Annotated in this window: 25 protein-coding genes and 4 tRNA genes; 2 read left to right on the top strand and 27 right to left on the bottom strand. The window is 47.1% G+C overall.

What is annotated here, in order from left to right; translation table 11 throughout:
• Positions 1-332: 332 nt before the first annotated feature.
• The 9 genes from E7L17_RS09700 to E7L17_RS09660 all read right to left on the bottom strand — a co-directional run bounded on the left by E7L17_RS09700 (position 333) and on the right by E7L17_RS09660 (position 6,880).
• On the bottom strand, positions 333-1,217 hold the full coding sequence (locus tag E7L17_RS09700; RefSeq protein WP_316323044.1) for a cysteine ABC transporter substrate-binding protein: 885 nt from the start codon (positions 1,215-1,217) through the stop codon (positions 333-335).
• A gap of 32 nt (positions 1,218-1,249) precedes the next feature.
• The gene (locus tag E7L17_RS09695; protein WP_316323043.1) at positions 1,250-1,999 is read right to left on the bottom strand and encodes an amino acid ABC transporter ATP-binding protein; all 750 of its coding nucleotides are present in this window, start codon (positions 1,997-1,999) and stop codon (positions 1,250-1,252) included.
• 91 nt (positions 2,000-2,090) lie between these two features.
• The gene (locus E7L17_RS09690) at positions 2,091-2,768 is read right to left on the bottom strand and encodes an amino acid ABC transporter permease (RefSeq protein ID WP_316323042.1); all 678 of its coding nucleotides are present in this window, start codon (positions 2,766-2,768) and stop codon (positions 2,091-2,093) included.
• Positions 2,749-3,408: an amino acid ABC transporter permease gene (locus E7L17_RS09685; protein ID WP_316323041.1), complete on the bottom strand. Its 660-nt coding sequence runs from the start codon at positions 3,406-3,408 to the stop codon at positions 2,749-2,751. Before E7L17_RS09685 ends, E7L17_RS09690 begins: the two co-directional genes overlap by 20 nt.
• Positions 3,409-3,676: 268 nt before the next feature.
• Positions 3,677-4,141 (bottom strand): GNAT family N-acetyltransferase, encoded by a 465-nt coding sequence (locus E7L17_RS09680; RefSeq protein ID WP_316323040.1) that lies wholly within the window; start codon positions 4,139-4,141, stop codon positions 3,677-3,679.
• Between the two features lie 209 nt (positions 4,142-4,350).
• Positions 4,351-5,400: a hypothetical protein gene (locus E7L17_RS09675; protein ID WP_316323039.1), complete on the bottom strand. Its 1,050-nt coding sequence runs from the start codon at positions 5,398-5,400 to the stop codon at positions 4,351-4,353.
• Complete coding sequence (locus E7L17_RS09670) at positions 5,393-5,944, bottom strand: sigma-70 family RNA polymerase sigma factor (RefSeq protein ID WP_316323038.1); 552 nt, start codon at positions 5,942-5,944, stop codon at positions 5,393-5,395. The genes E7L17_RS09675 and E7L17_RS09670 overlap by 8 nt, the downstream gene beginning before the upstream one ends.
• Positions 5,945-6,191: 247 nt before the next feature.
• On the bottom strand, positions 6,192-6,377 hold the full coding sequence (locus tag E7L17_RS09665) for a hypothetical protein (RefSeq protein ID WP_316323037.1): 186 nt from the start codon (positions 6,375-6,377) through the stop codon (positions 6,192-6,194).
• A 344-nt stretch (positions 6,378-6,721) separates the two neighbouring features.
• Positions 6,722-6,880 (bottom strand): hypothetical protein, encoded by a 159-nt coding sequence (locus E7L17_RS09660; RefSeq protein ID WP_316323036.1) that lies wholly within the window; start codon positions 6,878-6,880, stop codon positions 6,722-6,724.
• 111 nt (positions 6,881-6,991) lie between these two features.
• On the opposite strand from E7L17_RS09660, the gene E7L17_RS09655 reads away from it, so the two are divergent.
• Positions 6,992-7,231, top strand: coding sequence for a helix-turn-helix transcriptional regulator (locus tag E7L17_RS09655; RefSeq protein ID WP_316323035.1), 240 nt, complete (start codon positions 6,992-6,994; stop codon positions 7,229-7,231).
• Positions 7,232-7,284: 53 nt separating this feature from the next.
• Here E7L17_RS09655 and E7L17_RS09650 read toward each other — a convergent pair.
• The 17 genes from E7L17_RS09650 to ruvC form a co-directional block, all read right to left on the bottom strand.
• Positions 7,285-7,360, bottom strand: a tRNA-Gln gene (locus tag E7L17_RS09650).
• 63 nt (positions 7,361-7,423) lie between these two features.
• A tRNA-His gene (locus E7L17_RS09645) sits at positions 7,424-7,500 on the bottom strand.
• 6 nt (positions 7,501-7,506) lie between these two features.
• Positions 7,507-7,583: transfer RNA gene (locus E7L17_RS09640), tRNA-Arg, on the bottom strand.
• An 8-nt stretch (positions 7,584-7,591) separates the two neighbouring features.
• A tRNA-Gly gene (locus tag E7L17_RS09635) sits at positions 7,592-7,665 on the bottom strand.
• Positions 7,666-8,036: 371 nt separating this feature from the next.
• Positions 8,037-10,319, bottom strand: a complete 2,283-nt coding sequence (locus tag E7L17_RS09630; protein ID WP_316323034.1) for an ATP-dependent Clp protease ATP-binding subunit — start codon at positions 10,317-10,319, stop codon at positions 8,037-8,039.
• 88 nt (positions 10,320-10,407) lie between these two features.
• The gene (locus E7L17_RS09625; RefSeq protein WP_316323033.1) at positions 10,408-11,019 is read right to left on the bottom strand and encodes a CDP-alcohol phosphatidyltransferase family protein; all 612 of its coding nucleotides are present in this window, start codon (positions 11,017-11,019) and stop codon (positions 10,408-10,410) included.
• Positions 11,020-11,054: 35 nt separating this feature from the next.
• Positions 11,055-11,741 (bottom strand): CvpA family protein, encoded by a 687-nt coding sequence (locus E7L17_RS09620; protein WP_316323032.1) that lies wholly within the window; start codon positions 11,739-11,741, stop codon positions 11,055-11,057.
• A 203-nt stretch (positions 11,742-11,944) separates the two neighbouring features.
• Entirely contained in the window at positions 11,945-13,246 is a 1,302-nt protein-coding gene (locus tag E7L17_RS09615; protein ID WP_316323031.1) for a DUF5711 family protein, read from the bottom strand.
• Positions 13,243-13,998 (bottom strand): tRNA pseudouridine(38-40) synthase TruA, encoded by a 756-nt coding sequence (gene truA, locus E7L17_RS09610; protein ID WP_316323030.1) that lies wholly within the window; start codon positions 13,996-13,998, stop codon positions 13,243-13,245. The genes E7L17_RS09615 and truA overlap by 4 nt, the downstream gene beginning before the upstream one ends.
• A 13-nt stretch (positions 13,999-14,011) precedes the next feature.
• Positions 14,012-14,824: an energy-coupling factor transporter transmembrane component T gene (locus E7L17_RS09605; protein WP_316323029.1), complete on the bottom strand. Its 813-nt coding sequence runs from the start codon at positions 14,822-14,824 to the stop codon at positions 14,012-14,014.
• Positions 14,821-15,693 carry an energy-coupling factor transporter ATPase gene (locus E7L17_RS09600; protein WP_316323028.1) on the bottom strand — a complete coding sequence of 291 codons (873 nt, stop codon included), beginning with the start codon at positions 15,691-15,693 and terminating at the stop codon, positions 14,821-14,823. Before E7L17_RS09600 ends, E7L17_RS09605 begins: the two co-directional genes overlap by 4 nt.
• Positions 15,694-15,720: 27 nt before the next feature.
• Positions 15,721-16,569 (bottom strand): energy-coupling factor transporter ATPase, encoded by an 849-nt coding sequence (locus E7L17_RS09595; protein WP_316323186.1) that lies wholly within the window; start codon positions 16,567-16,569, stop codon positions 15,721-15,723.
• Between the two features lie 168 nt (positions 16,570-16,737).
• On the bottom strand, positions 16,738-17,601 hold the full coding sequence (locus E7L17_RS09590; protein ID WP_316323027.1) for a class I SAM-dependent methyltransferase: 864 nt from the start codon (positions 17,599-17,601) through the stop codon (positions 16,738-16,740).
• A 12-nt stretch (positions 17,602-17,613) separates the two neighbouring features.
• Entirely contained in the window at positions 17,614-18,966 is a 1,353-nt protein-coding gene (gene glmM / locus E7L17_RS09585) for a phosphoglucosamine mutase (RefSeq protein ID WP_316323026.1), read from the bottom strand.
• 118 nt (positions 18,967-19,084) lie between these two features.
• The gene (ruvB, locus tag E7L17_RS09580) at positions 19,085-20,143 is read right to left on the bottom strand and encodes a Holliday junction branch migration DNA helicase RuvB (protein WP_316323025.1); all 1,059 of its coding nucleotides are present in this window, start codon (positions 20,141-20,143) and stop codon (positions 19,085-19,087) included.
• Positions 20,144-20,146: 3 nt separating this feature from the next.
• A complete protein-coding gene (gene ruvA, locus E7L17_RS09575; protein ID WP_316323024.1) occupies positions 20,147-20,746 on the bottom strand; it encodes a Holliday junction branch migration protein RuvA in 600 nt (199 codons plus the stop codon).
• The gene (gene ruvC, locus E7L17_RS09570) at positions 20,747-21,256 is read right to left on the bottom strand and encodes a crossover junction endodeoxyribonuclease RuvC (protein WP_316323023.1); all 510 of its coding nucleotides are present in this window, start codon (positions 21,254-21,256) and stop codon (positions 20,747-20,749) included.
• 339 nt (positions 21,257-21,595) lie between these two features.
• Between ruvC and ypeB the strand changes: the two genes are divergently transcribed.
• Positions 21,596-22,933: a germination protein YpeB gene (gene ypeB, locus E7L17_RS09565; protein ID WP_316323022.1), complete on the top strand. Its 1,338-nt coding sequence runs from the start codon at positions 21,596-21,598 to the stop codon at positions 22,931-22,933.
• A gap of 68 nt (positions 22,934-23,001) precedes the next feature.
• On the opposite strand, the gene E7L17_RS09560 is transcribed toward ypeB, so the two are convergent.
• Positions 23,002-23,982: a DUF4349 domain-containing protein gene (locus E7L17_RS09560; RefSeq protein ID WP_316323021.1), complete on the bottom strand. Its 981-nt coding sequence runs from the start codon at positions 23,980-23,982 to the stop codon at positions 23,002-23,004.
• Positions 23,983-24,648: the final 666 nt, after the last annotated feature.

The following is a 24,648-nucleotide window of genomic DNA, read 5'->3' as shown; positions in this document are numbered from 1 at the left end:
CATACAGCTTTGCTATTAAATTACAAAGAATAATATCCACTTAACAATTCATTAAATAATTAAAAGCTATTTATAAAAACAAGAAATAGAGATTATATATTATTAAAACAGAGAAGCATCTATCTAATTTTCTTCTTTTCTTAATTGATTTCCCCCATTTATTAGACGATATTTAAGACCTTGCCGCACTTATTTACAATAAACCGGCCTGTTCTACGGGCAGAGATAAGACCCTCAACTCTTTTTCTGCCTACTAAAATCGAATCTCAATTTCTCATAATAAAAAAGAGGCATGCGGCAAATGACCGCACACCTCTTATTCGATTGAAATATTATTTCACTTCTCCGCCTTCAACTACAAGGCTTTCCGGTTTAACGGCATCACCATACACAGGCTTTAAGGTCTCTTCAAAGTCCTTATGGAAGAAATTCTCTTTGCCCAGTTCCTTAATCTCATTGTTGAGCCAATCGAGCAGGTCTTTGTTGCCCTTCTGCACAGCAGGAGCAATGGTATCTACATTGCCAAGGCTTTCGATTCCCACTTTAAATCCGGGGTTTTTGAGCGCCCAAGCCAAAACCTCTGTATTATCGGTTGAAAAAGCGTCGCCGCGGCCATCCAGCAGGGCATTGTAGGTTTCGGTATACTGGTCAAATTTCACCAGATTAATTTCCGGATGGTTTGCCGTAAAGTAGGTCTCTGCAGTTGTTCCCTTTGCAACAATCAGCTTTTTACCAGCAAGCTGTTTCGCATCGGTAATCAGGTTCTTCTCCGGGCTTACAACGCCCAATGAAACCTTCATGTAAGGCAGTGCAAAATCAACTGTTTCGGCACGTTCCTTTGTTACGGTAAAATTCGCAAGGACAATATCCACTTTGCCAGTTTTGGCATATTCCACACGGCTGGCAGGCTCTAACGATACATACTCAGGCTTTACACCTAAGTCCTTTGCAATTCGTTCCGCAAAGTAAACATCGTAGCCTTGGTATTTTCCGTTGGCATCCACATAGCCAAAGGGGTTTTTGTCGCTAAATACGCCAATAATCACTTTTCCGCTCTTCTTAATCTCTTCTACAGAGCGAGCCGTTCCGGTACCCTGTGCAGGAGAAGATGCCTCTGCGCCGGAGGATGCTGCTTTATTGGAAGAGCAGCCTGCAAGCACGCCGACAGATAATGTAAGGGCAAGTGCAAGAGATAACGCTTTCAATTTGTTTTTCATCAATAAATCCCTCTTTCTTAGTTGAATTAAACTCATTTTTCGAAAGTAAAAATATTTAAAAATCGTTGTAGCCGTTCTGTTTTCGGTGTTGTGAAGAACTCTTCCGGCTCACCGGCCTCCACAATTTCGCCACGGTCCATAAAAATAACTCGGTCTGCAATTGCACGGGCAAACTGCATTTCATGTGTTACAATCACCATGGTCATTCCGCCCTTGGCAAGCTCAAGCATTACATCGAGTACCTCGCGCACCATTTCGGGGTCAAGTGCCGCCGTAACTTCATCAAATAGCATAATTTCCGGCTGCATCATGAGTGCACGCACAATTGCAACACGCTGCTTCTGCCCACCAGAAAGCTGGCGAGGAAAGGAGCTCTTCTTCTCCAAAAGGCCCACACGCTCCAGCATGCTTTCCGCCATTTTTTCGGCTTCCTCCCGCTTGCGCCCCTGCACCTTAAGGGGGCCAAGCAGCACATTATCCATTACCGTCATATGGGGAAACAGCTCATAGCTTTGAAACACCATTCCAATTTTTTGGCGGATTTGGCTCCAATTAGCGGAACCATCCGTAAGCACCTGCCCGCTAAGCAAGATTTCTCCGGACTGGATGGGCTCCAGCCCGTTGATACATCGTAGCAAGGTGCTTTTGCCACAGCCGGAGGGTCCAATTACCACAACCACCTCACCACGGTCTACCGTAAGTGAAACATCCCTCAGTACATCTGCGGAGCCATAATCTTTTTTAAGCTGGCGTATTTCCAGCAGAGTTTCTGTTTTACCCATCTATGTTCTACTCCTTCCAGAGCCTTATTTATTCGAAACATTCAAGTGTTTCTTTCTCTGCCTCGTCACAAAAAGCGGGACTATGAAAGAATTATTCCTGCCACTTTTTCTCTAGTCTTCCCGCCAAGCGAGAGATGGGGAAGCAAACAATGAAATAGAGGAAGAAAATCGCACCGTAAATCCACAATGCTGCGGTGGGTGCTGTGTAACGGTTTGCCTCAATAATCTGCTGGCCAACCTTGAGCACCTCTACCACGCCGATCAACACGATTAAAGAGGTCGTCTTTACCATGCGCGTTGCCAAATTGATTGCAAGCGGTAATAACCGGCGAAACGTTTGTGGAATAATAATGTACTGGTAAATCTGTACACCAGTTAGACCAATTGCCCTACCGCTTTCGTATTGATGCTTTGGAATGGATATGAGCGCGCCACGCACCAAATCACCCATTTCGGCAGTGCCCCAAAACACAAATACAATAATAGCAGATATTTCACCCGAAAGATGAATTCCGAAGGTTTTGGTAACGCCAAAGTACACGAGAAACAACAGCACAAGCTGCGGCATAATGCGAACCGTCTCCAAATAAATGCGGGAAAGCGCTTTTGTTATAGGATTTTTCAGCGTCATCACCATACCGAGCAGAACACCCAATGCCATTGAAATCGCAACGGAAAGCATCGCAATGCGAACCGTGACCCAGAGGCCTTCCAGCAGGCGCACCATATTGCGCCCATCAAGTAAGATATTAATTCCCAAATCCGGCATAGCGCAGCCTCCTTTCCAAAAGCGAAGAGGCTATCGAAATCGGCAGCAGGATGATGAGATACGAGGTTACCAGCAAGAATAGCGCCTCATCCGTTTTATAGTATAGGCCGATTAAATCCTTCGCAACGTACATCAAATCTGCAAGAGCCACCACGCTGAATACCGATGTCTCCTTAATTAAAAAGATAACGTTGGCACACAATGCCGGCACGGAGACAGAAAGAGCTTGCGGCAAAACTACATAGCGAATAATTTGAGAATGGCGCAGCCCAATGCTGAGCCCTGCCTCTAGCTGACTCTTTTCAACGGATTCAAGCCCACTGCGGAACGCTTCTGCCATATAGCTGCCACCCAAAAAGGCCAAGCCTAATACGGCGCAGCTCTCAGAACTGATGACAACACCAAGCTTCGGCAGTCCAAAATACAAGAAGAACAATTGAACCAACAGCGGTGTATTACGGGAAAGCTCAATATACACGCCCACAATTCGGCGCATTACAGGTACTTTATAGTATTGAACCAGGCTGCAAAACAGCCCAACAAAAAATGAAAACAAAACGCCCCACAGCGCAATTCGCAGTGTTAGCAGTGCCGCTGTTTGGTACATAGGCACGTTCTGTTGTATAAATTCAAAATCCAAAATCCAGTTCCTTCCTCATATGTGATCTCAGATATTAAAAAGTTTCTACTAATTACTTTTTCTATGATACGGCATTCACAAAATAAGGTTCCACCTATATCGTAGTAATCATATATGAATTCGTGTTTACATATTACTACATCTGTTCCACCGTGTCAACTATCTGATTCGTTTTTTCTAAAGACCGCAGAATGCTGCACGAAAGTTGCCCAAAATTGGGAGCGGCAATTGCCATACTTTCGTGCAGCAAAACAGTTAAAAAATTTTGTTATAGCGCGAATACCATCGGCGTATAGTGAGATTCTACTTTTTGAAAGCCAAGGTATTCGTATAATTTTTCTCCTTGCTTGGTCGCGTCCAGTTCCACATGGCATAAGCCTTTTTGGCGGGCATCCTCCAGCGCCATGTTCACCAGTTTTGCCCCAAGACCCAACTTACGGTATTGGGGACGAACGTAAACATTCATTAGCGTCCCCACTTCACCATTCAAGAATGCCGGGCTTGCCGGTTTATCTGTAATGAGCATTAACACTGTACCTGCTAATTGCCCGCTCTCTTCCGCAACATAAGCGACAAGGCTCTTTCCTAACAGCCGCTCAAAACAGCTTGGCAGCTGCTCCCGAATCGCCGCTTCCTGTTCTTCCGTCAGAGTTCCCCAATCCGCTTTGAGGTATTCCACGCGCATCTCGGTTAGTTCTGCGCAATCGGTGTATTCTCCGTTCCGGAATATCATGTTGTTATCCCCTTTCCACTTCTGTACCCGCAATAAAAGCGGCACTGTACCGCACCATTTATTTTCCTATTCTCCGTATTATCTCATTAATAAAAACCAGTATATCATAGAATGTAGTGAAAAAAAAGAAACCTTTTCCTGTTTCTAGCAAAAAGAAGCCCCCGCCTATGCGGGAGCTTCTTTTCTCTGTTTTGGGTTTATTGGAACGCTTATTTATTGGAATACTTTACCGCATATTCCACACCACCAACCACTACTTTATCAATTGTGGCAGGATTCAAAATGCGAGAGAATTGGCCGCTGATTACAAGCTCTCCCTTGGGATTTCTTTCGCCTTGGAAAGTGCTTATCAAAGGCATATCTTTCGGGTCATCGGTCAAAACCGCACCACCACCGCCGCCAACGGTACGGTCACTGGCGGCAAAGCTCATTTCCACTTCTTCGGTCTTTCCGTTCGAGAGCTTTAGTAGCATGCTTGTCGGTGGCAAGCCGCCCTGCGGGTTTTTCTCGTTGCAAATAAGAAGTAAGCCCATGGGTGATACTTGCAGCTGCCGCAGCTCTGTATTCTGCACCTGCGTGTTTTTCGGAAAATAAACAACGGCATTCCCAAGCTGATTTTCCAAAGGAACCGAAAGCTCAATAGGCGCTACCTGTTTATTGAGGGATAGTGTTACGTTGGCAGCGTTAAAGTACTGCTTGCTTACAAGGTCTAAGGCGTAGTAGGTTTTGCCCGCAGTGGTAAATTCCTCCATAGCATGCCAGCCATTGGAGCGAATTTCAGTATTTGAGGTTACGGTAAATAGGTCTTTGTCATCTGGCTGTTCACCGGTTAAAGAAACAACCATATTCGTAATAAAGCCATCGGTCACCAGTGCTTCTACTGCCATACTGCGTCCATTTGCGGAAGCCTGTATTTGCGGAGTCACAATTTCATTTTGAACCGAGCTGGCACTGCTGCCAAAAATGCCTTTCATATAATCCAGTCCGCCCAAAGCAACCGTGGCAAATACGGTAACGCTTAACAGGCTTGCAATAACAGCGACAAGCACGATTCGACTCGATACTCTTTTCACGCTTTTCTCCTCTTTTCCATACAAGTGTTCTTTGCGCTTCTTGAGCGCAAGAGATTTGATGCGGTCGTAGGAGGGGGTAACGGTAGAATCTCCCTGCGGCTCTATCGGTAATATTTTTTCATCGGGTATATTTGAGGCCAAATCCGAAATTTTCCAGAACTGGTCTTTCTCGTTCTCTCTATTCACAGTCATATCCCCTTTCCAGTAAAATCACCTTTAATTTGGAGCGGGAGCGGTGCAATTTTGTTTTTGTGGTGCTGGTGTTTATTTGGAGTCTATCTGCTATTGTCTTTACCGTCTCTCCAAAATAATAAAATCGGATAAATATTTCCCGTTCCGGTTCACCAAAGCACTCCACAGCAGATTTTATAATCTCTTCCTGCTCTCGGCGAATCGCCAGCTCATCCAAATGCTCTTGGAACTTAACTGGAAGGGTGTCATCTTCATAAGAAACAAATTCATTTCCCTTTTTCCTGAGCATGTCGATACTGGTACTTCGCGTTACCTGTGCGATGAACGCTTTCAGGCTTTTCGCACGGATTTGATCGCGTTTCAACCATATTTTGAAAAAAACATCTGCGGCTACCTCTTCTATATCGGCATTCGTAAGAGAGCCTCTTGAGATTCCGCTGATAATTGCCGTTACATAGCGAGAGTAACCGTCAATTAACGCAGAGTACCAAAGCTCCTCGTCTTCATTGAGCATAGCCATCATAGTTGTATCGTTCAAAATATCCCTCCTTAAGGCGCTTTCCGGTAAGCACCTAACAATACGGAAGAAGTTACCATTAGGTTTCACTTTTCCATAATTAAAGTCAATTTAATTTTTGATGTCACTTAAACAGTACGGAATCTAATGATTAAATGACGTAAGATATTTGAAACTAACCGGTACTACAAAACAGAAAGCGCGCCCCACAATAAGGAAGCGCGCACAAAAATAATTTATACCATACAAGTATATATCTATGAAGCATTCACTCTATTTCGGGTTTTGCGATAGCAAGGGCATACAAACACCCCATCACAAAATAAACTGCACAATAAGTAGTTCCAAAAAGAATTGGTAGAAGAACAATTACGCCACTTTTTTTCAACACCACAAATAAAGCATAAGCAACTAGGACCGCAGCAATGAATTGCTTTGATTTATTTTGAATCAACGGAACCCCACGAAATGAAAACAAAGAGGATAGTAGGGTCACAATAAAAGTGGCGACAAAAAAGTAGAACGCCGGAACTGCAATAAACTCATACAGAAAATCGAAAACCGTTCCAATAGACCGATAATAAAAAACCGTAGCGTAATAATAAACATAAAGTTAGCTCAAGATGCTGAAAAGGGCAAAAATCGATTCTGAGCGAATTGCATTCTTTCTCATGGGTCTTCCCCCCCTTACTTCGATTATCTTCACAACAAGGAGTTTTTATTTTCTCTTTGCTAATATTATAGCAGATGACAGACAATAAACCAAAACCAAGGAATTATAAATGCTTTTTGATGTGCTTACTTTTCCTTATTTAAAGCATTTACACAAAGCTCACCAGCAAATTTATATAGGGTATCTGCAATCACTTGCTCTGCTTTTAATCCTCCTGCGCTTTCACCAATTTTCTTATAAAACGTATACAGATAATCTTCCATCATGATTGTAATCTTTTTCAAACCCACTCACCTCCCACAAAATTGGACTCAAATCAGTCCCATCATATCACTTGTTTTTACTACAATCAAGATAAATGGACTAAAATTAGTTCAAAAATGGAGGGCACAATCATGAGCAATCAAAAAATAAAACAAGATGATGAAATTCATATCGGCAAAAACATTCGAGAAATACGGCTTAAAAAGAAAATTGGGCAAACCGAACTCATTCGCCGACTTCAGCTTGCAGATATCGAAATGACGAGAGAGTCTCTAGTAAAAATAGAACGAGGGATTCAACATATTTACGCAACACAACTGCGAGCCATTCGAGATGCACTCGAATCCTCTTACGATGAACTACTCAAATAAAAAGTTTAGAATAAAAAAATAAGAGACCGCCGATTTACATCGACGGTCTCTTATGGCTGGGCTGGATGGATTCGAACCATCGCAATGACGGAGTCAAAGTCCGTTGCCTTACCGCTTGGCTACAGCCCAATAGATACATTATAGCGAATAAGAACGAGGCAAAAATTTTCATCTTTGCCTCGCCTTCTTCAGTGGGGTGGAAGATGGGATTCGAACCCACGATCTCCAGTGCCACAAACTGGCGCTTTAACCGGCTAAGCTACATCCACCATATATGGCGCGCCAAAAGGGATTCGAACCCCTGGCCTACTGCTTAGAAGGCAGTTGCTCTATCCTGCTGAGCTATTGGCGCGAATATCTTGGAGCGGGTGATGGGAATCGAACCCACACGACCAGCTTGGAAGGCTGGAGTTCTACCACTGAACTACACCCGCAATCAAAAGCGACGTTATGAATTATAACATGTCCCTATGCCAATTGTCAAGATAGCTCACTAAATTATTTGCAGGAACTGGGAACTCTTCGCAATAAGCAATACAACAAATATCCTCTTAATTTAACGGCATAAAACCGTTTTGTTTCTGCTAAATACAATTGATTTATTCTCTGGTTGAGCTACCAACTAAATTTAAGATTCATTTTTCACCATTATACTCGAATTCGATTCCAAAAAGCAACCTATATTGGCCTTTACCAAATAATAAGCAGGAAATATAAATTTATCAACTTCCTATATGCAAAAAGCGCTTTGAATCAGATTACATAACTGGTTCAAGGCGCTTTTTCATTGTGAGCTAGAAAATAATTAAATGATTTCCAGCTTTATTTCATCATTTTCTTCCGTTACGGCGATGCCGGACAACGGCGAATCGCTGTGCTCCACAATTTCAGAGGTAATACGATCCTCCACCTTACGGCGAATGAGGTTACGCAAATCACGTGCACCGCTCTTGCCGCCAACCGCATGTTCTGCAAGCCACTTTACGGCCTTTTCATCGTAAGCAAAGCGGATTCCACGCTCCGTGAGTGCCGCAATGTACTCTTCCAGCATGAGAGCAGCAATCTTAATAAAGTCTTCCACCTTGAGCGAGCGGAATACAATTACTTCGTCCACACGGCTTAAAAACTCCGGCCGCAGGAATTCCGAAAGAGCCTTCATGGTCTTTTCACGGGTTACATCCGCATCTGTTTTCGCAAAGCCGAGGGCACCCTCACGCTTTTCACTGCCTGCGTTCGAGGTCATGATAATGATAGTATTTTCAAAATTGACCGTGCGCCCCTGTGCGTCTGTAATGCGGCCTTCATCCAAAATCTGCAGAAGGATATTCATTACATCGGGATGCGCTTTTTCAATTTCATCAAACAGCAAAACAGAATACGGGCGTCGGCGCACCTTTTCGGTGACCTGACCGGCCTCATCGTACCCCACATAGCCGGGGGGCGAGCCAATAATACGCGAAACCGAATGCTTCTCCATAAATTCGGACATGTCGAGCCGAATCAGAGTCTCAGGCGTATCAAACAGCTCTTTGGAGATTACTTTTGCCAGCTCCGTTTTACCTACACCGGTCGGGCCGACAAAGATAAAGGAAGCGGGACGGCGGCGGGGGCTGATCTGCACCCTGCTGCGGCGAATTGCCGCTGCTACGGCAGTAACCGCTTCTTCCTGACCAATCACTTTTTTATTTAAGAGATCTTCCAGTCCAGCAAGCTTTTTCAGTTCGCTTTCCTGCACACGGCTGGCGGGAATACCCGTCCACAATTCGATGACATGTGCCAAATCATCGAGCCCAACATCGGCACCAATTGCTTCGGGCATCAGAACACGGGTCTTTTCTTCTAAACTTGCAATTTCGTAGCGAACCTGTGCAAGCTTTTCGTAATCCGGCTCCACACCATCGGCAGTCAGGTCGGTCTCCTCTTGGCGCAGAGTATCTAAGCGGAAGGTTGCCGCATCGTAATCCGCCATCTTCTGGTTGCGAAGCGCGGCACTGGCACAGGCTTCATCCAAAAGGTCGATTGCCTTATCCGGCAAAAAGCGGTCGTTAATATAGCGTTCAGACAATACCACCGCACGGCGAATCACGTCATCCGGAACACGTACACGATGGAAATCTTCGTAATAGCTCTTAATTCCAAGGAGAACACTCGTTGTTTGCTCTACGGAAGGCTCGCCGATTTTCACGGGCTGGAATCTTCTTTCCAGCGCACTGTCTTTCTCAATGTATTTGCGGTACTCGGTAAAGGTAGTTGCACCAATTACCTGAATCTCGCCGCGTGAAAGAGCAGGCTTTAATATATTAGCGGCGTTCATGGAGCCCTCTGCATCGCCGGTACCAACCAGGTTATGCACCTCGTCCACAAACAGAATCACGTCGCCGTCCGCCTTTACTTCATCAACAAGACCCTTAATGCGGCTTTCAAACTGACCGCGGAACTGTGTACCGGCTACCAGTGCCGTAAGGTCTAATAAGTGAATCTCTTTTTTACGCAGTCTGGCAGGTACATCTCCCTGCGCGATGCGGATCGCAAGACCTTCTGCAATGGCAGTTTTACCAACACCCGGCTCGCCAATCAGGCAAGGGTTATTTTTGGTTCTCCGGCACAGAATTTGAATTACACGTGCAATTTCTTGGTCGCGCCCCACAATACGGTCAATCTCGTTGTTTCTTGCTCTCTTTGTAAGATCTGTACAGTAGGTATCGATATTGCGTCGTTTCTTTTTATTTTCGGTCTTTTTGTGCTCTACGGTTTGCGTGGTCTCCGCACTGCCGGAGGAAGCCTCCGGTGCAGGTTTATTATTGCCACCAAACATACTTTGAATGAGCGGGAACGTGGCCGCGCCGCCGGGTACAAAGCCATCACCGTCTTCGGTGGTCTCTGCCAGCTCTCCCATCATTTCGTCGAGCTGATCTTCCATTGTCTCCAATTGATCCTCTGTAATGCCCATCTGGCTCATCATATCCTTAACAGGCTGAATTCCCATTTCTCTGGCACATTTGAGGCAATATCCTCTGGCATCTTTTGCGTCTGCACTGGAGGCAACAAACACAACGGCTGGGCGTTTTTTGCATCTTGAACAAATCATCTTGTGAATTCTTTCCTCCGCTGCCGCTACGGGTAAAAATAGGGTGCTGCCCTGCGGCGAAATTGGGGCAAACCGGCACCTATCAACCCTATTTTCGGTTGATAGTGCGTCTGGCCTTCAGCTCCAAATCCACCGTATCTTTGGGGTCTTCGGAGTGAAGAGTCGTCCAGAATATTCCAAAATATCTTAAAAAGGCGTATACCATCATACCGACGGTTGCCGACAAAAGCGTAATTGTTAGGTAAAAGTTTTCGTAACCAAAAAATCCCTTCAAAACGTAAATAACAGCAAAAGAAACGTAGAACATGCCAGTAGCAACCTTACCGTACCATTTTGCAGCTGTTGGTCTTTTCTTGCGCTTTAAAAGCACACAGGCCGCAATAATCATTACGGTCTCTTTTATTACAAACACCGCCAAAAAAGGCACTAGCACCGGCTCTACAATCGCCATGCAAATTGCTACCGCGGCCTGCGTCAGCTTATCTGCTAATGGGTCCAGCAGCTTGCCAAGCTCTGTAATTTGGTTAAATCGGCGGGCAATGTACCCGTCTACCAAATCGGTAAGGCCAGATACCACCAGTACGACTCCCGCTGCCTTCCACTGCTGGCCTAAAAAGTACAACACAAACGGTGGAATCAAAAGAATGCGAAAAACAGATAGCGCATTCGGAATCGTAATGTTTTTGTTAATGTCCCTCATCTCTCCACTCCCATCAGCCACAGGGCTATCCCCCATTATTCCTCAGGGAACAGGAAATTAACCGGGCTTTTTTCATAAAGTGATTGGTAAACCCAAGAGGTTTTAAATTCACTCTGCGTTATGCCAAACAACCCATCCTTCATCATGGGTAAAGCAAGCTGAAGCAGCATGCACACCAAGAGCACAATTGCACAGCCACTTAAAAAACCAACCACGCCGCCAGCTGCCATATCTATTTGGTGTAAAATTGGTAGGCGAGATATGGAATTTAGCATGCGTAGTACAATACGTACCACAAAATAAAGAGCTGAAAACAAAACTACCGTAATCACCAAGCGAGTAAAGCCGATGACAGACGGAGAAAGCAGGTTTGCAATCTGCGGTGCGGCTTTTTCAATAGAACCATTGAGCGCAGACAAAAAACCTTCATTCGAAATATGATTGCCTAAAAAGGGTGGCAAAGAGCCTTGCAGCGCTTGTACTTGCTGATCAGCGCCCTGTCCTGCTGTTTTTTGCAGGGTCTCTGTAATTTTGCCTACCATGTTGTCGTAAATAAAGTTTTGGTACAATGCGCCAGCCGCCATGCGACCAATCACCGCCGCCGCTACGGAAGCAACCACATAGCCAACAAAACCAGCCAGGGAACGAATTAACCCCTTTTCACAACCTACAATCGTAAACCAAGTGAGAATTCCTATTAAAATTAAATCAATAATGGTCACCGGCAACCTCCCCAAATTCTGAGCCCGCCTAGCGGGCATAATAAAATGATACAGGCTGTCGAGCGAGCCTTTCTAATAATATATCACAAAGCAAATAGTACGGCAAGGTAAGAAAAAAAACAAAATGTAAATAATGTGCTACACGCTTACGAACAAAAAACAGCACTTTCCCCAGACAAAATACCGGTGAAAGCGCCGTTTGTTTACTTGCTGGAAGACGGAAGCGTAGAAATATTGCCTGCCGCTTGCTCCTGCGGTACACCAAAATTTTCTAAGCGGATTTCATTAAATCCAAGAACATAAACCGAGCTTTCATCACGCAGCGCTATCGCGCGCGCATCTTTTCCACCGCTGCATGTGCCCTTTTGCACCCCACCGGACGCAGTATACGCTTGAATGCTTTCGTCACTCAGCAGAACCGCAGTCGTATCACCATACAGCGAAATATCCACTGCAGTATGCCCCAGTGGCACCGAAGCCACTTGCTTTCCTTTTACATCCAGCAGAACAAGGCTTGCAGAGGTCGCATTGGCATAAGGCGATAGCAAAAGTGCCGTTCGGCCATTGTCTACCGAGCTGCCAATATAGGTCTGTGAGCCATAGCTATAATCGGTTTTATCCCCATTTTCAGAGATTACACTGGTGAGGCGGTCGCCAACAGCAACAACAGCTCCATTTTGCCCATAATTGAGCGATAATATTAAATTATCTTGAAACGTAAGCTGAGAAAGTGGCTTGGGACTGCCAAAGTCAAATAAATAAACAGCGGAAACCATTGCTCCGTTTTTAGCCGCCACGCCAGCTACTGCGGCGCGGGTACCACTGCGATTAAGGGCGATATGGGTAATGTAATATTCCGAGAAATCATAAGTATAAAAGGGTTTACCGGTTTCTCCGTAGACCGACAGGCGGGAGTAATACCCTTGGCTTTCCGTTGCCAAGGCAACACGTCCGTTACCGGCAATTGCACCAGCGAGAATATCCGCCTCAGCTATTCGGCGCTCCCCCGCTTTCGAGATGCTATCCACCTGAAAACCGGTGCCACCTAGGTTATACACCAGCACGCGCTGCCCCCACGCTTTTGCCACCGGGTTCGAAAAGCTGTGTTGCCGACGCGTGAGCTCTTTTGCAGTAGAGTTTAAAACAGTAATAGAGGTATCGCTTACCACAACTGCATTTTTATCTGCGGCAAAAAAATTAGCAGGAGAAATATTGCGGCCATTATTCAGTGATACCGGGTAGTCGTCTCCCATACCCATGCCCACAACTTTGGACTGAATCCAGCCCCCAATGTTTTGCGGAGTAAGGTTATCGAGATTAAACCACACCAAAAGGCCGGCAACCGATATAAGCAAAATAAGTATCACACGGTACAGCCAGCGGGGCATTTGCGGGAACACAACCTGCTCGCGGTGTTCCCGAGCATTCGGGTTGCCCTCGCGGTCAAGCTCTTCTAAATCACTTTCGTCATCAGCAAAGCGCTTTCCCTTACTCTTTCGAGTCATCCCATCACTTCCTCATCGTAAAAGACTCGGTTTAAGTACAGTCCGCAGGCAGGAGCGGTTGGGCCCGCGGCACCGCGGTCACAACGCTCCAAAATTTGCGGAATCTGCTCCGGCTCAAACTTTCCTTGGGCAACTCGAAGCAGTGTGCCCACCATAATGCGCACCATATTATACAAAAATCCATCCGCCGCAACGGTAAAGGTAACCATGTCTCCACTGCGGCTTAGCTCCGCGTTTGTAACGGTGCGAACCATGTCACCTCGGTCACGTACATCAAGTGTACAAAAGGAAGTAAAATCGTGTGCGCCAATATAATGAGCCGCTGCACGATTCAGCTTTTCCAAATCCATTGGGTACCAGTAATGCAGTGCATACCCATTTAAAAACGGATTACGAACCGGTGTATTCCAAATTTGATATACATATTCTTTACCGCGGCAGGAATACCGAGCATGAAAATCCATTGGAACCTCCCGGCAGGAAAGCACCGCAATATCTGGCGGTAGAAAATGGTTCATCGCTGCCGTCAGGCGCTCTAAGGGAATATCACGCTCAACGTTTACGCTAATGCAAAACTGTCGGGCATGTACACCCGTGTCGGTTCGGCTGCACGCTTTTAAATCGGGAGTACTGCCCAATACCCGACCCATCGCCTGCTGAAAAACCTCCTGCACAGCAAGGGCGTTCTTCTGCACCTGCCAACCGTGGTACTTAGAGCCATCATAACTAACAATAAAAAGGATATTGCGCATCAAATCCCCTCCCTCATAACAGGCTGGGCATTAGAATAACGCACAAGATTACACCCATGCACGCAGCGGAGGAAATGGCAATCACCCATCCATCCAGTGCCGTCATGCGCAGGCTCTTCATTTTTGTGCGGCCATCGCCGCCGCGGTAACAGCGGCATTCCATCGCCATCGCCAGTTCATACGCACGGCGAAAAGAGGATACAAACAGCGGGATTAAAATAGGAATGAGGGCTTTTACGCGCTGAATGGCGCCGCCGCTCTCCATATCTGCACCGCGTGCCTTCTGTGCACTCATAATCTTATCGGTTTCTTCCAGAAGAGTCGGAACAAACCGAAGTGCAATCGTCATCATCATTGCAATTTCATGTACCTTCACATGAAAAATCTTCAGCGGCTTCATAATCCGCTCTAGCGCATCGGTTAAATCCGTTGGGGAAGTGGTAAAGGTAAGCACCGAGCTAAACAGAATCAAACTGATAATACGCACCGCAATAAAAATGCAGTTAATCACGCCACCGGTGCGAATTGTTAGAAAGCCCCATTGGAGCAGAATATCGCCACTGCCATAAAACAGATTGAGAACCGCCGTTAAAGCGACTACAATAATAACCGCTTTCAGGCTCTTTAAATACTGCCGCACCGAAATACCGGAAAGAAGCATGGCACTGAGCACCATACCAACCATGAGCAGCATGGCAGGCAGATTGTTTGCAATAAAAATAAATATAATAAAAGCAAAGGTCAGTACAATTTTTACACGGGCATCCATACGGTGTACTAAAGATTTTCCTGGAAAATACTGACCGAGCGTTATATCCCGTATCATCGCACGCATCCCCTCTCCCGCAGCAGCGGCATTAAATCGCGCAGAGCTTCTTCAACCGTAAGAGCTCCCTCATTTACCGGGTAACCCTTGGAGCGCAGCAGGCTCATAATTTTCGTAATCTGCGGTACGCGAAGCCCCATGCCCTCAAGCTCCTCTCGGCGAGAGAAAACATGTTGCACAGAGTCTAACATAGCGGCCTTACCATGGTTCATTACCAATGCACGGTCAGCAACACGGGCAATGTCTTCCATACTGTGCGAAACAAGCAGAACGGTATTGCCGCGGCGCTCATGGTACGTGCGAATCTGGTCGAGCAATTGGTCGCGCCCTTGCGGGTCGAGTCCTGCTGCAGGCTCATCTAAAATTAAAATTTCGGGGTCCATGGCGACCACGCCAGCAATGGCTGCACGGCGCTTTTCACCACCCGAAAGCTCAAATGGAGATTTCTCCAACAGCTCAGAGCGAAGACCCACAAATTCTGCCGCACCGAGTGCGCGCTCCTTTACCTCTTCCTCAGAAAGCCCCATATTGCGTGGGCCAAAGCAAATATCGCGAAATACGGTTTCTTCAAACAACTGGTATTCGGGGTACTGGAACACCAGTCCCACTTGAAAGCGCACTGCGCGAATCTTTTTGGGTTCTGCCCAAATATCTTTTCCATTGAGCAGCACTTGGCCAGAGGTAGGGCGCATGAGGCCATTGAGCTGCTGAATCAGCGTTGATTTTCCCGAGCCGGTGTGACCGATTACCCCGAGAAACTCCCCTCGGCGAATCGCTATATTTACGTTATCAACCGCAACCTGCTCCATGGGAGTGCCCATACCATAGCGGTATGTTAAGTCTTTTGTTTCCAATATCACTTCGGACATGCCGTTTTGTTCCTCCGTTTCGCCGGGTCAGGCTTTGAGCAGCAGCTCAAGGGCGGCCACACATTCCTCTTCGTTTAAAACACCCTCTGGTACGGTGCAGCCGTTTTGCCCAAGCCGGTACAAAAGCTCCGTTGCCTGGGGAACGTCAAGGCGGTGCTGCCGCAGAAGCTCTACATGCGAAAACACCTCACGCGGCTTTCCCTCCACAAGAATTTCGCCGCCGTCCATAACAATCACACGGTCAGCCTGCACAGCTTCATCCATGTAATGGGTAATGAGTACCACCGTAATGCCGTGCTCACGGTTGAGCCGGCGGATGGTCTCCATGACCTCAGTTCTGCCGCGAGGATCGAGCATCGCGGTTGGTTCATCGAGCACAATGCAGTCTGGCTGCATTGCAATAATTCCCGCAATGGCGATGCGCTGCTTTTGCCCGCCGGAAAGCTTGTACGCCGAATGTGAAGCATACTCTGCCATGCCTACGGCCTGTAGTGCCGCATCTACCCTTTGGCGTATTTCTACTGGAGGAACCCCAAGATTCTCCGGCCCAAACGCCACGTCTTCTTCCACTATGCTGGCTACCAGCTGATTATCCGGGTTTTGCAGCACCAAACCTACCCGTCGGCGAATTTCGTATTTGAGGCTTTCGTCTGCGGTGTCCATACTATCCACATACACATGCCCTCCACTGGGAAGTAGCATTGCGTTAAAATGCTTCGCCATGGTAGATTTACCGGAGCCGTTGTGCCCCAAGAGTGCAACGAACTCGCCTTTTTTTATTTCCATAGAAACATCGCGCAGCACCTGCTGTGCCTGTTCCCCTTCTTCAGTTGAGTCGTAAAAAAATGATACGTGTTCCGCCTTGAGATATTCCATACCTGCTCCAATGAAGAAGGCACTGCCTTCTTTTTTCGTTATTTGGCTTTGCTCCATAAAATGGAGCATCCTAAAGTTTAACGTTCTTCTCTGCATAATTTCGTCAAAAATCGACTGCCTTCGCAAGAGAACGAGCCGTTTCTCGATTTTCTATTTTAAGTGGTAGACTTAATCTGCCTGCCAGATTGCGGTATTGCCGCAGGGCAGTACCATTCCGCTTTGTGTAACTGGAAGACCGATTTCATCCGCTGAAACCGAACCGCCAAACTGCGTTTTTAACAGTGTTCCCAATAAATACACCATTACCGAAGGGGAAAGCCCTGTGGTATAGGAATTTAAGATAAAGAATAAAGCATCTTTCGATAGCAAGGGGACACAAAGCTGAACAAATGGGTACAATTGCTCCTCCAGCTTCCAAACCTCACCGCCTGGTCCACGCCCATAGGAGGGCGGATCCATAATAATACCGTCGTAGGTGTTGCCACGGCGCTGTTCGCGCTGCACAAACTTAACGCAGTCATCTACCAGCCAGCGAACGGGCTTGTCCCCCAAACCAGAGGCCACTGCATTTTCTCTTGCCCACGCTACCATGCCCTTTGAGGCATCCACATGGCATACCTCTGCACCGGCAGAAGCACAGGCCAGCGTAGCCGCTCCTGTATAGCCGAATAAATTCAACACCTTTACCGGCCGTTTGGCTTGCCGAATTTTATCTTGAACAAAATCCCAGTTGACTGCCTGCTCTGGGAAAATACCAGTGTGCTTAAAGCCCATTGTTTTGAGCTGAAACGTAAGCTCGTGGTATTTAATTTTCCACATGCCCGGCACGGTGCGGTATTCTTCCCAGCGCCCGCCGCCAGTATTCGAGCGCAGGTAGCGCGCATGGGCACACTTCCACATGGGGTGCTCACGCGGAGTCTTCCAAATAATCTGCGGGTCAGGGCGAATCAAAATTACTTCACCCCAGCGTTCCAGCCGCTCCCCGTCAGAAGCGTCCAGCAATTCATAATCGTTCCAGTTAGCTGCTCTCAAATTATTCCTCCGTTAAGACAAGCGTTCGCGCACAACATCTGCTACCTCGTGCGCAAGCTTACTAATTACATCGTGATTTTCTCCCTCAATCATAACACGCAGCAGCGGTTCTGTGCCTGAGGGGCGCACTACAACCCGCCCGCCGGAACCAAGACGCTCCTTCGCGCGTTCAATTGCCTCGTTAACTTCCGAGTCGGTATAGAAGCGAAGCTTGCCCTCGCGGCTTACGGTCACATTGACCATCACCTGCGGGTAACGAGCCATTAAGGTTGCCAAACTGGAAAGATGTGCTTTGCGGCGATTGAGGATGGTTAAAAGCTGCACACCCGTCATTTGACCATCGCCTGTAGTGGCGTAGTCGAGGAAAATGATGTGTCCGCTCTGCTCGCCGCCAAAATTATAGCCTTCTTGCAGCATCTCTTCGAGCACATAGCGGTCACCCACCTTAGTTGCCGCAAATTTAATTCCATTTTCTTCACAAAAGCGGATAAATCCCATATTTGTCATGATGGTTCCAACTGCCGCACTCTTCGATAAGCGACCCTGCGATTTTAAATCCAGCGCGCAAATCGCCATGAGAAAGTCACCGTCTACAAGCTTTCCTTGTTCATCCACTGCAAGACAGCGGTCGGCGTCACCGTCAAATGCCAGGCCGGCATCCATGTGATTGGCGGTTACATATTCCATCAGCGTTTCCATATGAGTGGAACCGCAGTTATCATTAATATTCACACCGTTCGGCTCATCGGACAGCATGTGGCACTCCGCACCCAGCTCGGTAAACAAAGCTTTTGCCGTTGTTGCAGCAGAACCATTTGCGCAATCCAGTGCAACACGCAGGCCGCGCAGCGCGCCCTCCGGTACGGTGCTCTTTACATGGTCAATATAGTCACGCAGCGCACCGGGTGCAGAAGAAATGGAACCAATCTCGCCGCCGGTGGGGTACTGCGGTTTTTCTTCATGGTCAAGAACGATTGCCTCAATCTGCTCCTCGAGCGCATCGGGCAGCTTATAGCCCGTGCTGCTAAATATTTTAATCCCGTTGAATTCGCAGGGGTTATGTGAGGCAGAAATCATTACACCTGCATCTGCACCGTACTTTTTCACCAAATATGCCACAGCGGGGGTAGGCACTACCCCAAGGTGCACGACATTTGCCCCTATGCTGCAAAGACCCGCCGCCAAAGCACTCTCGAGCATGTCGGAAGAAATACGGGTATCCTTACCAATCAATATTTTAGGGTGACGATGGCCGCCCTTACCCAACACCATTGCTGCGGCACGGCCAATATTCATTGCCAACTCGCAGGTTAAATCCGCATTTGCAACGCCTCTGGCGCCATCGGTTCCAAACAATCTTCCCATGTTGCGTCTCCCATCGATCGATTCAATCATTAATTATAGAAATAAAACTCTCTTGCTTCGCCCAAACATTGCAGAAAATCTGCCCTGTATGTATTTGATATATAACTCACTCAATAAATTAAAACAGTTTTTGCTGTGATCCCACAATATCTTCTGGAGGAGTAAGCCCCAAATGCAGGTATGCGGCGCGTGTAACACAGCGCCCGCGGGGCGTACGGCTTAAAAAGCCGATTTGAATAAGATACGGCTCATAAACATCTTCGAGCGTAACCGATTCCTCACCAATTGCAGCTGCAATCGTATCCAGTCCAACTGGTCCACCCCGATAATAGTCAATCATGGTGTGGAGCATACGTCGGTCGTTCGCATCCAAGCCAATTTCATCCACCTCAAGCCGCTCCAAAGCCCCCCGAGCTGCTTCCACTGTAATCACACCATCACTGATTACCTGTGCAAAATCACGCACGCGGCGCAGCAAGCGGTTTGCGATTCGTGGCGTACCGCGAGAGCGGGAAGCCAGCTCCAAGGCTCCTTCCGGCTCAATCGGCATATCCAATATACCAGCACTGCGGGTAACAATCTGCGCCAACTCCTCTGGTGAGTATAACTCCAAACGAAGCACCACACCAAAACGGTCACGCAGCGGCGCTGAAAGCTGCCCTGCTCGGGTTGTAGCGCCAACCAACGTAAATGGTGGCAGCGGCAGGTGGTAAGAAGCCGCCATCTGCCCCTTGCCGGTAATAATATCGAGCGCAAAATCCTCCATCGCCGGGTATAAAATTTCTTCTACACTGCGGGATAACCGGTGTATCTCATCGATAAACAGTACATCACCCGGAGAAAGATTCGTTAAAATCGCCGCTAAGTCTCCCGGCTTTTCAATCGCCGGACCAGATGTAATGCGTACCCCCACACCCATTTCGTTCGCTATAATACCCGCTAGCGTTGTTTTACCAAGGCCAGGTGGGCCGTACAGCAGAACATGGTCGAGTGTTTCTTTTCGCTGCTTTGCCGCTTCCATAAAAATGGCAAGGTTTTCTTTTACCTTCTTCTGGCCAATGTATTCGGATAGCTGGCGAGGGCGCAGTGGGTTTTCCACCTCTGCATCCTCCGGGTTATAATCGGGGGCTACGACACGGTTTTCCAAATCCAGTTCATTTTCAAAGGAAAATTCCATGCCTTAACGCCCTCCTCCCATTGATTTGAGTGACAGCCGGATTAACTCCTCCACAGGGAGGGTGCCGTCGAACTTGCCTACAATCTGTGCGGCCTCCGTAGGCGACCAGCCCAGCACTGCCAATGCACTTACCGCACCGGCGGCATTGCCAACTGCGGGGTTAATTGCGATTTCACCAGCTGAGACCGTAGCAACTCCCATTTTCTTCACTTTATCCTTGAGCTCCAGTGCAATGCGCTGTGCGAGCTTTGGGCCAACACCGCTCGCGCGGGACAACGCCTTGCTGTCTCCCGAAGCCACCGCAAGCGCCACCTGCTCCGGCGACAACTCCGATAAAATAGAAACGCCAACCTTCGCACCAACACCACTCACGGATGTAAGCATTTTAAAGCAATTCAGCTCTGTCATTGTGTAGAAGCCGTATAAATCTAGAGCGTCTTCGCGCACACTCAGGTGCGTATATAAGTGAACCTTTTCGCCAATCTGCGGAAGAGAACGCTGTGTATTCATTGACGTAAAGCATTTAAAGCCTACGCCGCCGCATTCTACTACCGCAAGATTTGGTTCTGCATGAATTAAGATGCCCGATACACTGTAAAACATTTATTTAATTCCTCCCGACAATAAGGCGCGGCGCAAGGGTGAACCTGCCGCTTGTCCGTGGCAGATTGCCATTGCGAGCGCATCCGCGGTATCATCCGGCTTTGGCAATTCGGTAAGGCACAAAAGCTTACGCGTCATTTCCATCACCTGCGGTTTTTTTGCCTGCCCGTAGCCAGTTACTGCCTGCTTTACCTGAAGGGGCGTATATTCAAAAATTGGTACACCAGCCTTTCGGGCCGCAAGCAAAATCACTCCGCGCGCTTCCGCAACACCAATTGCAGTCGTTTTGTTATTTGTAAAAAACAGCTTCTCAATCGAAACCGCATCCGGCCGGTTATGTGCTAATACTGCGCAAACCGAATCGTATATGGAAACAAGGCGGTCTTCAAACACTTCACCCGCCTGTGTTGTAATAGCACCGTACTCCATTGGTCGGTATTTGCCCGAACGCGCACTTACAACTCCGTACCCAACAATTGCGTACCCTGGGTCAATGCCCATGATTACCATTTTACCGCTCCGCTCTGTATTCGTTATCTATTATACCACAGTCGCAACGCACCGTGGCGACATCTTAAAATTTTGGCTTTCTTACAGCCGCTTTGCGGGTATTATACCATAAAACCATGCTTGTGAAAAGCATTTCAGGCTGTAATCCAAGTTTCCGAACATCCAAATTTTAAGGTATTTTTTCTAAATTTAATTTCCTTATCAAGTATAGCAAAAGCACGCCAATTGTCAATTGAATATACAAAATAACAGTTGACAATTGATTGTATTAACATTTTTTTAACTTCGTATATTTTTTACCCTTCCGCTCAAAATAAATGAGAAACGGAGGGAACGAAAATGACCCGCAGAAGAAAAATTCAAATCGGCAGCGTAGCCACTGCTCTGGTGCTATTGCTCACCGGCACCGCAATTGGCGGATGGTGGACCGCAAACCGGTACCGCACAGACCTTGAATATAGCTACCGCCGTTCGCTCAGTGATTTGGGGGACTATGTGTCGAGCCTCGAAACAACGCTGACTAAGGCAGTTTACACCAATACTGCCACACAACAAAGCGGTATTGCGGCACGCCTGATGCGTGATTCCAGCGGTGCAAAAGCTGCCTTGTCGGCGTTACCTCTCAAAGGGGATGAATTTGACAACATGAGTAAATTCATTTCACAAGTAGGAGATTTCTCTACTTCCCTTTCTGGGAAAATTAACGCCGGCGGGAAAATTAGTGCGGATGAATACGAGCAAATTCAAAGCCTTGGCAATTATGCCACCAAGCTGCGGCAGGGGCTTTCTCAGGTTCAGGATGAGCTTACCGCCGGAAATATAAGAATCGGCGAAACAGAATCTTTGGTAAAGGGTTTGAGAGCCTCGCAGCCCGTTTTCAGTGATCGGCTGGAGAGTATTGCCAAAGACTTTGAAGATTACCCCAAGCTGATTTACGATGGCCCTTTCTCCGACCATATCGGCCAGCAGAAGCCTAAGCTGATTGATGGCAAAGAGGGAATTAAGCAGGGTAATGCACAGCTATTGGCCGCTAAATTCCTGAACGTTGACCAATCCAAGCTCACACATACCACAGACAACGAGGGCGGTCTCCCCACCTATAACTTTATGTATGGTGATACACGGGTATCCATTACAAAAGCGGGCGGTGTACCAGTACGATTGATGAACCCTCGCAACATTACGAACGATAAGCTCGATTACAAAGCGTGTTTAAAGAAAGCGCAAGAATTTCTTAATTCCCGTGGCTTTACCGGCATGAAAGAAAGCTATTACTTTATGCACGACGGCAAATGCACCATTAACTTCGCTTACGCAATTAAAGGTACCGTTTATTACCCAGACCTAATCAAGGTCTCTGTTGCCATGGACACCGGCGAAATTGTTGAGATGGACGCAACCGGCTATGTAATGAACCACACCAATCGTGCTGTACCCAAGGTGGCTCTTACCATGGCGGAAGCACAGAAATCTGTTAGCCCCTACCTTACCGTAAAGGAAGGTAAGCTGGCAATCATCCCAACAGCCGGCCTAAACGAAGTAACGACCTATGAGTTCTTGTGCGAAAGCAAGGATAAGAAAAAAGAGCAGGTGCTTGTGTATATTGATGCCAATAAGGGCTTTGAGCGCGATATTTTAATTCTGTTGTTCTCCGACAACGGCGTTCTCACGCAATAAAAATAGAAAAATATAGGGCTTATCGATTCGACCACGTAAGTGGTTACCGATAAGCCCTGTTTTTTTATTTATTCCTGTGGAGGATTTTTAAATTCATCGGGAACTTCTTCCGCCATTGTCGTAGCAACCGGAACCGTGCGCCCCTTTTTACGGCGGCGCAATACTAGCCCCAAAATAACACCGATCACCACTGCCAACAGTATAATTGGCAGGCCTCCAAGCAATACAATAATAGCGCCCTGCCCCGCTTCAGCCATCCAGCGCAGAGATTGTTGGAATTGGTACGCTATCTTTTCACCAAGGGTCACAGGTGTTTTATCGATAATGGTTGCCTTGCTCACTTCGAACAAATCCACTGTTACCGTGCTGTATTTCACCTGAGAATCATACTGGCGCAGCATGGCGGTAAGCTGTTCCATTTGGTAGGTAACATCCGCCAAAGCCTTTTCCAGCTCTACTATATCAGCCATTTTATCCGCTTTTTTCATCAATTCCAAAAGGCGCTCCCTCTGTGTGCGCAGAGCGCTTAAATGTGCATCCGTGTCAAAATAGCTTTCGGTAATATTTTCACTATTGCTGGTTACATTCAAAACTGCTCCAATACTGGGAGCACGCTCTTTCCACACCTTCAGCTTTTCTTGTGGAATACGCAGAACATAATGGGCGGTTCGGCTGTCGTTTTTTTGCAGCGCACCATCACCATCTACACCCGATTCCTGAATATACCCTCCCAGCTCCTCCGCAAGGGATTGCATGGTTTGAATCGATTTATCAAACTCCAATGTTTCCATTCGGTAGTTGAGTCGCTCGATTATCATCTGGCTTGTAAGCGACTTCTGTTCCGCAGGGGCATCGGCTACGCCTGCTTCAGCCCTTTCTTTCTCCTGTGAATCTGTAACCTTCATAACGGAGGAAGCCTTTGCTTCTACACTTTGGGCGGCTGTAGTATTGTTGCTTACTCCGGTGGCGGCACACGCAGCAAACAGCAGAGAGATTGAGACAATAATTGACATTGCCGCAATGGCCACATATCTTTTTTGAATTCTCACGGGAATCAGCTCCTTTCTTGTTCGAAAAGGGGTTTGCAGGTATCGCCTGCCCGTTTTACCAGATTATAGCAGGAAGCTCTATTTTCTGTAAAGAAACAATCCCGTAACCTTACTTACATTATTTTTGCTATTTAAAGCGGTTAATGCCGCAGAAAATTTCTTATTTCTTTCATTCGCCCCTCAAGCCGGGGCAGGATTTTGTCACACTTGCCAGATCATTTTACTTGTTTAACAAATGATTGCTTTTGAGTAATTTTGTGCAGGAACCAACATCTCTTATATTTATTGTAAAAATAAAAAAGAGATGTTATAGCGGCTTGTGCCGCAGGGGATTCCGTTTGGGGAACACCTCCCCCAAACTATTAAACGAAAGCCCCCGGTAAGGCGCTCCATTAAAAATGCCCACTCTCCTAAGTACATAAAGAAAAAACATACAAGTTTCGCCCGTCGGCGGTCATTTTTAGAGCGCTCTCGTCCCCTCGCAGAAACATGCTCGGTAGCTAGTTTCTTTTTTCATTTACGAGCGACAATCAAAACCTTAAGCGCAATCTGCAACGCACAGGCTTGTTCCTGTGCGGAAAATAGATGCAGAGCGGGAGCTCACCCGGATTCCAAAGGCAGAGCCTTTGGTCGTTGAGAGGGGATCCAAGGGGAGAGAATCGATAC

The sequence above is a fragment of the Clostridium sp. genome, from assembly GCF_032576335.1.
Taxonomy (GTDB): Bacteria; Bacillota; Clostridia; order Oscillospirales; family Acutalibacteraceae; genus Faecalispora.
Note: the sequence above shows the minus strand (reverse complement) of the source record. Positions and strands in the feature narration are given on the sequence as shown.